The sequence below is a fragment of the Pseudomonas sp. EGD-AK9 genome, assembly GCF_000465935.2.
Taxonomy (GTDB): Bacteria; Pseudomonadota; Gammaproteobacteria; order Pseudomonadales; family Pseudomonadaceae; genus Aquipseudomonas.
Genome location: NZ_AVOF01000064.1, coordinates 1 through 10602 on the forward strand (window position 1 = coordinate 1; position 10602 = coordinate 10602).

The following is a 10602-nucleotide window of genomic DNA, read 5'->3' on the forward strand; positions in this document are numbered from 1 at the left end:
GGCTCGCGTCGGCGACGCGCCGCACGGTGGCGCCACGGTGCTCGGCGAGCTCAATCCGCTGTCGGAAATTCGCCTGCCGGCGCCCGGCTCGGGCCTGGAGCTGCAGATCGAGCATCTGCAGATGCTGGCCAAGAACGATCCCGAGCGCGTCTCGGAAGTCATCAAACAATGGATAGGGCGCAATGAACGAGACCTCAACCCAGCCTGACGGCCGCGGTGGTTCCACCGCCAAGGAAATGCGCCTGCGCGTGCAGAACCGTTCGCTGAGCTCCTCCGAGCAGGCCGCCATCCTCATGCTGAGCATGGGCGACGAGATTTCCGCCGGGGTGCTGCGCCACTTCTCGCGCGAGGAGATCGTCGCCATCAGCCAGGCCATGGCGCGCCTGTCCAACGTCAAGCAGCCGATGGTCTCCGACGTGATCGGCCGCTTCTTCGAGGACTACAAGGAGCAGAGCAGCATCAAGGGTGCCTCGCGCGGCTACCTGGCCGGCATGCTCAGCAAGGCGCTGGGCAGCGAGATCACCCGGTCGCTGCTCGACAGCATCTACGGCGAGGAGATCCGCGCCAAGATGGCCAAGATGGAGTGGCTCGATCCCAAGCAGTTCGCCGTGCTGATCGCCAAGGAGCACGCGCAGATGCAGGCGGTGTTCCTCGCCTTCCTGCCGCCGGGCATGGCCAGCGAAGTGCTCGAATGCATGCCCAGGGAGCGCCAGGACGAGCTGCTCTATCGCATCGCCAACCTCAGCGAGGTCAACAGCGACGTGATCGCCGAGCTGGAGCAGCTGATCGACCGCAGCCTGGCAGTGCTCAGCACCCAGGGCTCGCAGGTGCGCGGGGTGAAGCAGGCGGCGGACATCATGAACCGCTTCAAGGGCGACCGGAACCAGATGTTCGAGCTGCTGCGCGCCCACGACGACCAGCTGGTGGAGCGCATCGAGGACGAGATGTACGACTTCTTCATCCTTTCGCGGCAGAACCAGGACGTGCTGCAGGCGCTGCTCGAGGCGGTGCCGCTGGAGGAATGGGTGGTCGCCCTCAAGGGCGCCGAGCCCGAGCTGGTGCGCGCCATCACCGGCGCCCTGCCCAAGCGCCAGGCGCAGCAGATGGAGTCGATCAACCGCCGCCAGGGGCCGGTGCCGCTGAGCCGGGTCGAGCAGGTGCGCAAGGACATCATGGCCGTGGTGCGCGAGATGTCGGCCAGCGGCGAGCTGCAGGTGCAGTTGTTCCGCGAACAGACGGTGGAATGAGATGACGCTCAAGGTGATCAGGGGCGATGCCCGCCAGTGGCGCGCCTATCGCTTCCCGCCGCGCAGCAGTCAGCCGGCGGCGGACTGGCGCGGTGATGCCGCCGGCCTGCAGCGGGCCATGGCCGATGGCTTCCAGCAGGGCATCGAGAAGGGCTACCAGGACGGCCTGCAGCAGGGCGAGGACGCCGGGCGCCAGGCCGGCTTCGAACAAGGCCGGGCCGAGGGCTTGCGCCTGGGCCGCGAGGAGGGCCGCAGCGAAGGCCGCCGCGAGTTCGAGCAGGCGGCGCAGCCGCTGCAGCGCATCAGCGAGCGTCTCGAGCAGTACCTCGGCGAACTGGAGCACAAGCGCCGCCAGGAGCTGCTGGAGCTGGTGAAGAAGGTATCGCAGCAGGTCATCCGCTGCGAGCTGACCCTGCACCCGACCCAGCTGCTGACCCTGGTCGAGGAAGCCCTGGCGAGCATGCCGGGCGAGGCGGACGAGGTGCAGGTGCTGCTCAGCCCCGAAGAATACGCGCGGATCAAGGCGCTGGCGCCGGAGCGCGCGGCCGGCTGGAAACTGGTGGCCGACGAGCGCCTGGCCCTCGGCGAGTGCCGGGTGATCACGCCGCAGGCCGAGGCCGACGTGGGTTGCCAGCAGCGCCTGGATGCCTGCCTCGACACCCTGGCCGAACACCTGCATCTGACCGAGGCCTGAGATGCTCGACTACAAGCTCGACGAAGCGCTGCGCTCGCTCGACGGCGTGCAGCTGGCCAAGGTGGCCGGGCGCCTGGTGCGGGTTTCCGGGCTGCTGCTGGAGAGCCTTGGCTGCCAGCGCAGCACCGGCCAGCGCTGCCGCGTCGAGCAGGCCGACGGCACGCTGCTGGACGCCCAGGTGGTCGGCTTCAACCGCGATATCACCTACCTGATGCCGTTCAAGAAGCCGGTCGGCCTGGCCGCCGGCTCGCGGGTGTTCCCGGCCAAGGACGAGGCGCTGCTGCAGATCGATGAATCCTGGCTCGGCCGGGTGGTCAACGGCCTCGGCGAGCCGCTCGACGAGCGCGGCAAGCTGGGCGGGCGCGACCCGCTACCGGTCGAGCTGCCCACGGTCAATCCGCTCAAGCGCCGGCCGGTGGGGGCGCCGCTGGACGTCGGCGTGCGCGCCATCAATGCCCTGCTGACCCTGGGCAAGGGCCAGCGCGTCGGTCTGTTTGCCGGCAGCGGGGTGGGCAAGAGCGTGCTGCTGGGCATGATCACCCGGCAGACCAAGGCCGAGGTGGTGGTGGTCGGGCTGATCGGCGAGCGCGGCCGCGAGGTGCAGGAGTTTCTCCTGCATTCGCTGGGCGAGGAGGGCCTGCGCAAGGCCGTGGTGGTGGTGGCGCCGGCCAACGAGTCGCCGCTGATGCGGCTGAAGGCCGCCGAGCTGTGCCACAGCATCGCCGCCTACTTCCGCGACCAGGGCCGGGACGTGCTGCTGCTGGTCGATTCGCTGACCCGCTACGCCATGGCCCAGCGCGAGATCGCCCTGGCCCTCGGCGAGCCGCCGGCGACCAAGGGTTATCCGCCGTCGGTGTTCGGCATGCTGCCGGAGCTGGTGGAAAGCGCCGGCAACGGCGAGAGCGGCAGCGGCAGCCTCAGCGCCATCTACACCGTGCTGGCCGAGGGCGACGACCAGCAGGACCCGATCGTCGACTGCGCGCGAGCCATTCTCGACGGCCATATCGTGCTGTCGCGGCGCCTGGCCGACGTCGGCCATTACCCGGCCATCGACATCGCCGCCTCGGTCAGCCGCTGCATGAGCCAGGTCAGCGAGCCGGCGCACCAGGGCGCGGCGCGTCAGTTCAAGGAGTTCTACAGCACCTTCGAGAAGATCAAGGAGCTGATCCCGCTGGGCGGCTATACCCCCGGCATGGACGCCAAGACCGACCGCGCCGTGCAGCTGGCGCCCAGCCTCGAACGCTTCCTGCGCCAGGAGGTCGGTGCCGGCGCCGAACTCGGCGCCAGCATCGCCACCCTGCAGGGCATCATCAAATGAAACAGCAGATCGAAGTGCTCGGCCGCCTGGCCAGCCTGCGCGGCAGCAAGGTGCAGCAGATGCTCGGCCGGGTCAGCTACCAGCAGAACCTGTGCCAGCGCTACCGCAACAACATCACCGGGCTCAGCCGCCTGTGCGGCTTCAGCGTGCCGATGACCACGCCCTTGCAGCGCGACAACCAGCAGCGCTACAAGGCCACCCTGTACAAGATGGTCGAACTGCAGCGCCGCGAGCTGGCGCTGGCCGAGGAGAACCTGGCGCGCATCCAGGGCGAGCTGCTGGCGGCGATGCGCAGCGAGAAGGCGATCAACCAGTTTCTCGAACACAAGATGAGCCAGTGGCAGCAACTGCTTGCCCAGCAGGAACAGAAGATCCAGGATGGCCTGGCCGCCCAGGCCTGGTGGCGGGCGCAGGTGAGCTGAGTGGCGAGCACGCCAGCCATGGCGGTCGCCGACGAGGTCAAACGTCGCTCCCGAGGATTTTTTGCGGCAAGGGATTTAAGTGCCGGCCGCGGTCGGTCGCTTTAGCCTCATAACACCACGAGTTGGATTCGAATCATGGAAATCAGCAGGCACCTCAAGCCCAGCCTCAACCTGCCCAGCGACGCGCCGGCCCAGGTACAGGGCGCCCGTGCGCAGACCAGCACCGCCTCGCGTGCGGCGGCCAGCGCCGAGCCGCGTCTGGAGCAACTGCAGGAGGCCCTGCGCAGCCTGCCCGAGGTCGATCTGGACAAGGTCGCCCAGCTCAAGGCCGCGCTGGTTCGCGGCGAGCTGAGCAGCGACCCGCAAGCGCTGGCCGGCAGCATGCTGACCTACCACAGCGGTAGCGATGCGTGACGGCGCGTGAGCAACAGCTGCTTCAGGTGATCGAGCAGGACCTGCATCAGGACTGCGCCGATTACCTGAAACTGCGCGGTCTGATGCAGGAGCTGTATCAGCAGTTGCTCAAGCGTGATAGCCGGCAGATCGACCTGCTCAATGAACAGGTCACGCCCCTGGTCGAGCAGGCCAGGGCCCGCGCCGAGCGGCGCAGCAAGGTGCTGGCCGCTTTCCAGCTGGGTAGCGGCAACGCCGCCATGCAGCAACTGCTGGCGCGCTACCCGCAGACCCAGCGCAACAACCTCGAACACACCTGGCAGCAGCTCGGCCAGCTCGCCGGCCAGTGCAAGCGTCTCAACGAGCGCAACGGCAAGCTGCTGGCCATGCACCACGAAATCCTCGAACAGCTGCTCGGCGAGCCGGGCGCCGGCCAGCTGTACGCGCCGCAGCCCTACTAATGGCGAGCGCGAGCTCGGCGGCTTCGCCGGCACCGATTTGGTCGCGACGGGGTGCCCCCCAATAGCGCCTGCCTTGCAATCGATGCTGGGCAGCCCCGCAACGTGATACGCGGGGCTCCGCTACTAGCCCCAGATAAAAGGCGACCCTAGGGTCGCCTTTTATCTGGGATGAGTTGGGATCAGCCGATCTCGATCATCTCGAAATCCATCTTGCCGACGCCGCAGTCGGGGCACAGCCAGTCTTCCGGCACGTCTTCCCAGCGGGTGCCGGCGGCGATGCCTTCGTCAGGCCAGCCCTGGCTCTCGTCGTATACCAGTCCACAGACCACGCATTGCCACTTCTTCATATAAACCTCAGGCGAATCTCAGTTGCGCGAGGCACGCTACCGCAATTGCCGACAGGCGCCAAGCGGCGGGGCGACGAATGCCGCCCCGCGCGGGCCAACCAAAGTCGGGTCTCAGCCGGCCAGATGCAGCGGGTCGCTGATCAGCATCAGGTACATGGCGATCAGCGCGATGGAGCCGGCGGCCAGCAGGTAGTAGAGGGTCGGCAGGATGGTCTTGCGCAGGGTGATGCCCTCGCGCCCGAGCAGGCCGACGGTGGCCGAGGCCGCCACCACGTTGTGGATGGCGATCATGTTACCGGCCGCCGCGCCCACCGACTGCAGCGCCACCATCATCGCCCCGGAGACCCCGATCAGCCCAGCGGTGTTGAACTGGAACTGCGCCAGCATCAGGTTCGACACCGTGTTGGAGCCGGCGATGAAGGCGCCCAGTGCGCCCACGGCCGGGGCGAAGAAGGGGTAGACGCCGCCGACGCTATCGGCCACCAGTTGCGCCATGGCCACCGGCATCGACATCAGGTCGCTGCCATTGACCCCCGAGTTGATCAGGATGCGCACCATGGGGATGGTGAAGATCAGCACGAAGCCGGCGCCAAGCAGGGTCTTGCTCGATTCGCCCACTGCCGCCTTGAGCTCGGCGAAACGCATGCGATGGAGCAAGAAGGTGGCCAGCACCACCATGCACAGGATGCCGCCGGGCAGGTACAGCGGCTCGATGGTGCCGGACACGCCGGTCTCGCCGAGGATGTCCTTCCAGCCGAAGCTCAGGCTCATCATGGCCGCCTTCACTTCAGGGAAAGTACGCGAGATCACCAGGAACACCGCCAGCAGCAGGTAGGGCGCCCAGGCCATGGGCACCGAGATCGGCGTCTTGCCGGCGATATCGTCCAGCTTCATCTCGATCTTGCCCATCCACTCGCTCGGCCAGTCCTTGGGGTCGGCGAAGTCCCACTGCTCCTTGGGCAGCAGGAAGCCGGCCTTGGCCGCCGGCACCACGATGGCCAGGCCGACCAGGGCGCCGATCATCGACGGGAACTCGGGGCCGAGGAACACCCCGGCGGCCATGTACGGCAGGGAGAAGGCGAAGGCGGTGAAGATGGCGAACGGCGCTACCGCCAGGCCTTCCTTCCAGCTCTGATTCTTGCCGAAGAAGCGGGTCATGATCATCACCATGACCAGCGGCATCAGCAGGCCGATCAGGCCGTGGGTGATCGCCACCCGCGAGTAGATCAGGTGGAAGAAGGTCTCCCAGTCGCTGCCGTTGGCCACCAGCTGGGCGCTGATGCCGGTCTTGTCCAGGCCGGCGCCGACGCCCACCAGGATCGGCGTGCCCACCGCGCCGAAGGACACCGGGGTGGACTGCACCATCATCCCCAGCACCACCGCGGCCAGCGCCGGGAAGCCCAGCGCCACCAACAGCGGCGCGGCCACCGCCGCCGGGGTGCCGAAGCCGGAGGCGCCCTCGATGAAGCAGCCGAACAGCCAGGCGACGATCAGCGCCTGCACCCGGCGATCCGGGGTGATGTTGGAGAAGCCGCGGCGGATCGCGCTGATGCCCCCCGAATGCTTGAGGGTGTTGAGCAGCAGGATGGCGCCGAAGATGATCCACAGGATCGAGGCGGTGAGGATCAGCCCCTGCAGGCTGGAGGCGACGACCCGGTTGAGGGACATGTCCCAGGCCGTCAGGCCGATCAGGGCGGTGAGGACGAACACCAGCGGCATCGCGTACTTGGCCGGCCAGCGAAAGCCGATCAGCAGTACCCCCGCCAGCACCAGCGGCACGAATGCCAGGATGGACAGCAGCGTTTGACTCATGGGTTGGTTCCTTCTTTTTCTTGTGAACCACAGTTTTCCGGGGATACCCGGCGCCACGCATCTGGAACGGCCGGGCGCCACGGCACCGACCCTTCCGCGAGCTGCGGCGAGGGGGATCGCCCGCCGCCGCGCTCATGCTCGAAAGCCCCGACGGCCAGGAGCCGTCAGGGCTTGCTACTGCTCCGTGGAGGCGTCAAGAGCCATCCACGGTTGTTAACCCGCTTGTGTAGGAGCCCCGCCCCGGGGCGAAGCTTTTCTCCGGCTTCGCGGCGGGGCGCCGCTCCTACATGATCGGTGAGATGCTCAAACCTCCTCTTTAAAGCGCAGGCGCCAGGCATGCAGCAGCGGCTCGGTGTAGCCGGACGGCTGCTCGCGGCCCTTGAACACCAGGTCGCAGGCGGCGCGGAAGGCGTGGGATTTTTCAAAGTCGGGCGCCATCGGCCGGTAGGCGGCGTCGCCGGCGTTCTGCCCGTCCACCACCTGGGCCATGCGCTGCAGCGCCTCGCGCACCTGGGCTTCGCCGACCACGCCGTGGTGCAGCCAGTTGGCGATGTGCTGAGCCGAGATGCGCAGGGTGGCGCGGTCTTCCATCAGGCCGACGTTGTGGATATCCGGCACCTTGGAGCAGCCGACGCCCTGTTCGACCCAGCGCACCACGTAACCGAGGATGCCCTGGCAGTTGTTGTCCAGTTCCTGCTGGATATCGCTGGCGCTCCACGGCCGCTCGGCGCTGACCGGCACGCTGAGCAGGTCGTTCAGCAGGCCGTCGCGCTGCTCGGCCAGGTCGATCAGCTCCAGCTCGCGTTGCACCGCCTGCACGTCCACCTGGTGGTAGTGCAGGGCGTGCAGCACGGCGGCGGTCGGCGACGGCACCCAGGCGGTGTTGGCGCCGGCCTTGGGGTGGCCGATCTTCTGCTCGAGCATGGCCGCCATCAGGTCCGGCATGGCCCACATGCCCTTGCCGATCTGCGCCTTGCCGCGCAGCTCGCAGGCCAGGCCGACCAGCACGTTGTTGCGCTCGTAGGCGGCGATCCAGGCGCTGGATTTCATGTCGCCCTTGCGCAGCATGGCGCCGGCCTCCATCGCCGTATGCATCTCGTCGCCGGTGCGGTCGAGGAAGCCGGTGTTGATAAAGGCCACCCGTGCGCTGGCGGCTTCGATGCAGGCCTTGAGGTTGACGCTGGTACGCCGCTCCTCGTCCATGATGCCCATCTTCAGGGTATTGGCCGGCATGCCCAGCAGCTGCTCGACGCGGCCGAACAGCTCGTTGGCGAAGGCCACCTCGAACGGGCCGTGCATCTTCGGCTTGACGATATAGACGCTGCCGCTGCGCGAGTTGCCGCGGCGCTGCAGGTCGTGCAGGGCGATCAGGCTGGTGACCACCGCGTCGAGAATGCCCTCGGGGATCTCCTGGCCTTCGCCATCGAGGATCGCCGGGTTGCTCATCAGGTGGCCGACGTTGCGCACGAACAGCAGCGAGCGGCCGTGCAGGCACAGCTCGCCGCCGTCGGCGGCGGTATAGACCCGATCCGGGTTGAGGCGACGGACGATGCGCTTGCCGCCCTTGTCCAGCTCCTCGGCCAGGTCGCCCTTCATCAGGCCCAGCCAGTTGCGGTAGACCAGCACCTTGTCGGCGGCGTCGACGGCGGCCACCGAGTCCTCGCAGTCCATGATGGTCGACAGCGCCGCTTCCATCAGCACGTCCTTGACCCCGGCGGCGTCGCTGCGGCCGATGGGGCTGCTGGCGTCGATCTGGATCTCGAAATGCAGGCCGTGATTCTTCAGCAGCACGGCGCTCGGCGTGGCCGCTTCGCCCTGGTAGCCGACGAATTTCTCCGGCTGGGCCAGGGCGCTCTGCGCGCCGCTGCTGAGGGTCACCTGCAACTGGCCGGCGACCACGGCATAGGCGCGGGCGTCGGCGTGCGAACCCTTGGCCAGCGGCGCCGCCTGGTCGAGGAAGGCGCGGGCGAAGGCGATCACCTTGGCGCCGCGCACTTCGTTGTAGCCCGGGCCCTTGCTGGCGCCACCCGCTTCACTGATCGCATCGGTGCCGTACAGCGCGTCGTACAGCGAGCCCCAGCGGGCGTTGGCGGCATTCAGCGCGTAGCGCGCGTTCATCACCGGCACCACCAGCTGCGGGCCGGCCTGGCTGGCGATCTCGCTGTCGACATTGGCGGTACTGACCTTGACCTTCTCCGGCTGCGGCAGCAGGTAGCCGATGGACTCGAGGAAGGCGCGGTAGGCGGCCATGTCGCGGATCGGGCCGGGGTTGGCGCGATGCCAGGTATCCAGCTCGGTCTGCAGGCGGTCGCGTTCGGCCAGCAGCGCGCGGTTACGCGGCGCCAGGTCGTGCACCAGGGCGTCGAAGCCGCTCCAGAAGGCCGCTGCCTCGATACCGCTGCCGGGCAGCACTTCGCTTTCGATGAACTGCTTGAGTTCGGCGGCCACCTGCAGGCGCTGACATTGCACGCGTTCGGTCATTTTGCTGTTCTCCTGTCTGCATCCGGGTTGTCTGGGATGCCTGTGAAATTCGTCTGGCGGGAAGAAACGGCGCGCGGCTTACAGCGCCGCGATACCCGCCTTGGCCACCTGCGCGTCCTGGTCGGCCTTGACCCCGGACACGCCGACGGCGCCGACTACCTGGCCGTCCACCAGCACCGGCACGCCGCCTTCCAGCGAGGTGATCAGCGGCGCGCTGAGGAAGGCGCTGCGGCCACCATTGACCATGTCCTCGTAGCCCTTGGTTTCGCGACGGCCGAGGGCGGCGCTGCGCGCCTTTTCGGTGGCGATGTAGGCGCCGATCGGCGCGCAGCCGTCGAGGCGTTCCAGCGCCAGCGGGTGGCCGCCGTCGTCGACCACGGCGATGGCCACGGCCCAGCCCTGTTGCTGCGCTTCGCTGCGGGCCGCCTGGATGATCTGCGTGACTTCGTTCTGGCTGAGTACGGCTTTGTGCTGCATGGCATACCTCGTGGTGCTTGACCCGGACCAATGCCGGGGGGGCTGTTAGGGGCGTCCCGGATGGCATCCGGCTACGCGCGGTCTTGTCTTCGACCTGTTCCGTAGGTTGGGCTGAGCGCAGCGAAGCCCAACGCGATTCGCCAGGTCGTCTGCCCGTTGGGCTTCGCCGCTGCGCGACTCAACCCAACCTACGGGCGGCAACTGTCGGGCTTATTCCATCGCCTCCTCGACCAGCTCGATCCAGTGCCGCACTGGCGTGCGCCCGGCGCCGTCCAGGTGGGTCTGGCAGCCGATATTGGCGGTGACGATGGCATCGGGCTGACCGCTTTCCAGGGCATTGAGCTTGTTGTCGCGCAGCTGCCGCGACAGCTCCGGCTGGGTCAGCGAATAGGTGCCGGCCGAGCCGCAGCACAGGTGGCCGTCCGGCACGGCGGTGAGGCCAAAGCCGAGGCGGCTCAGCACGCTTTCCACCGCGCCGCCGAGCTTCTGCGCGTGCTGCAGGGTGCAGGGGCAGTGGAAGGCCAGGCGCTGCTGCGCGCGTACCTGCAGCTTTTCCAGTGCTTCGCCCTGCAGCACCTCGACCAGGTCCTTGGCCAATGCGCTGACCCGCGCCGCCTTGCTCGCATAGGCCGGATCGCCGGCGAGCAGATGGCCGTAGTCCTTGACGAAGGCGCCGCAGCCGCTGGCGGTCTGTACTATGGCTTCGGCGCCGGCTTCGATGGCCGGCCACCAGGCGTCGATGTTCTGCCGCGCGCGGTTGAGCCCCGCCTCCTGGGCGTTGAGGTGGTAGTCCACGGCGCCGCAGCAGCCGGCCTCGCGGATCGGCGTGACGCCGATGCCGAGGCGATCGAGCACGCGCGCGGTGGCGGCGTTGGTGTTGGGCGACAGCCCCGGCTGCACGCAGCCTTCGAGCATCAGCACGCGGCGGGCGTGTTGCGTGGTCGGCCGTG

At 68.0% G+C, this 10602-nt stretch carries 11 protein-coding genes and 1 pseudogene; 7 read left to right on the forward strand and 5 right to left on the reverse strand.

Annotation, left to right across the window (positions count from 1 at the left end; all coding sequences use genetic code 11):
• The 7 genes and pseudogenes from N878_RS03555 to flgN form a co-directional block, all read left to right on the forward strand.
• Positions 1-208, forward strand: a pseudogene (locus tag N878_RS03555) (flagellar M-ring protein FliF); the annotation flags it as partial.
• Positions 183-1247, forward strand: a complete 1065-nt coding sequence (locus N878_RS03560) for a FliG C-terminal domain-containing protein (RefSeq protein WP_021442315.1) — start codon at positions 183-185, stop codon at positions 1245-1247. The pseudogene N878_RS03555 and the gene N878_RS03560, both read left to right, overlap by 26 nt.
• A 1-nt stretch (position 1248) precedes the next feature.
• The gene (gene fliH, locus N878_RS03565) at positions 1249-1941 is read left to right on the forward strand and encodes a flagellar assembly protein FliH (RefSeq protein WP_021442316.1); all 693 of its coding nucleotides are present in this window, start codon (positions 1249-1251) and stop codon (positions 1939-1941) included.
• A 1-nt stretch (position 1942) separates the two neighbouring features.
• The gene (gene fliI, locus N878_RS03570) at positions 1943-3259 is read left to right on the forward strand and encodes a flagellar protein export ATPase FliI (protein WP_021442317.1); all 1317 of its coding nucleotides are present in this window, start codon (positions 1943-1945) and stop codon (positions 3257-3259) included.
• On the forward strand, positions 3256-3681 hold the full coding sequence (locus N878_RS03575) for a flagellar FliJ family protein (RefSeq protein ID WP_021442318.1): 426 nt from the start codon (positions 3256-3258) through the stop codon (positions 3679-3681). Before fliI ends, N878_RS03575 begins: the two co-directional genes overlap by 4 nt.
• Positions 3682-3816: 135 nt before the next feature.
• Positions 3817-4095 carry a flagellar biosynthesis anti-sigma factor FlgM gene (gene flgM / locus N878_RS03580; RefSeq protein ID WP_021442319.1) on the forward strand — a complete coding sequence of 93 codons (279 nt, stop codon included), beginning with the start codon at positions 3817-3819 and terminating at the stop codon, positions 4093-4095.
• Positions 4092-4535, forward strand: coding sequence for a flagellar protein FlgN (flgN, locus tag N878_RS03585; protein ID WP_021442320.1), 444 nt, complete (start codon positions 4092-4094; stop codon positions 4533-4535). The genes flgM and flgN overlap by 4 nt, the downstream gene beginning before the upstream one ends.
• A gap of 179 nt (positions 4536-4714) precedes the next feature.
• Here flgN and N878_RS03590 read toward each other — a convergent pair whose 3' ends face one another.
• The 5 genes from N878_RS03590 to glcF form a co-directional block, all read right to left on the reverse strand.
• Positions 4715-4882 carry a rubredoxin gene (locus N878_RS03590; RefSeq protein WP_021442321.1) on the reverse strand — a complete coding sequence of 56 codons (168 nt, stop codon included), beginning with the start codon at positions 4880-4882 and terminating at the stop codon, positions 4715-4717.
• Between the two features lie 111 nt (positions 4883-4993).
• Positions 4994-6694, reverse strand: coding sequence for an L-lactate permease (locus N878_RS03595; protein WP_021442322.1), 1701 nt, complete (start codon positions 6692-6694; stop codon positions 4994-4996).
• Positions 6695-6997: 303 nt separating this feature from the next.
• Positions 6998-9175, reverse strand: coding sequence for a malate synthase G (locus N878_RS03600; protein ID WP_021442323.1), 2178 nt, complete (start codon positions 9173-9175; stop codon positions 6998-7000).
• Positions 9176-9253: 78 nt separating this feature from the next.
• A complete protein-coding gene (locus N878_RS03605; RefSeq protein ID WP_021442324.1) occupies positions 9254-9652 on the reverse strand; it encodes a heme-binding protein in 399 nt (132 codons plus the stop codon).
• 210 nt (positions 9653-9862) lie between these two features.
• Positions 9863-10602, reverse strand: a 740-nt coding sequence (glcF, locus tag N878_RS03610; protein WP_021442325.1) for a glycolate oxidase subunit GlcF, incomplete at its 5' end; no start/stop codon positions are given.

Bases quoted from the DNA above. Each gene is read 5' to 3' on its own strand.
- N878_RS03595 (WP_021442322.1), bottom strand. From the start codon at position 6,694: ATGAGTCAAACGCTGCTGTCCATCCTGGCATTCGTGCCGCTGGTGCTG.
- N878_RS03590 (WP_021442321.1), bottom strand. From the start codon at position 4,882: ATGAAGAAGTGGCAATGCGTGGTCTGTGGACTGGTATACGACGAGAGC.
- fliH (WP_021442316.1), top strand. From the start codon at position 1,249: ATGACGCTCAAGGTGATCAGGGGCGATGCCCGCCAGTGGCGCGCCTAT.
- N878_RS03575 (WP_021442318.1), top strand. From the start codon at position 3,256: ATGAAACAGCAGATCGAAGTGCTCGGCCGCCTGGCCAGCCTGCGCGGC.
- N878_RS03600 (WP_021442323.1), bottom strand. From the start codon at position 9,175: ATGACCGAACGCGTGCAATGTCAGCGCCTGCAGGTGGCCGCCGAACTC.
- N878_RS03605 (WP_021442324.1), bottom strand. From the start codon at position 9,652: ATGCAGCACAAAGCCGTACTCAGCCAGAACGAAGTCACGCAGATCATC.
- N878_RS03560 (WP_021442315.1), top strand. From the start codon at position 183: ATGAACGAGACCTCAACCCAGCCTGACGGCCGCGGTGGTTCCACCGCC.
- fliI (WP_021442317.1), top strand. From the start codon at position 1,943: ATGCTCGACTACAAGCTCGACGAAGCGCTGCGCTCGCTCGACGGCGTG.
- flgM (WP_021442319.1), top strand. From the start codon at position 3,817: ATGGAAATCAGCAGGCACCTCAAGCCCAGCCTCAACCTGCCCAGCGAC.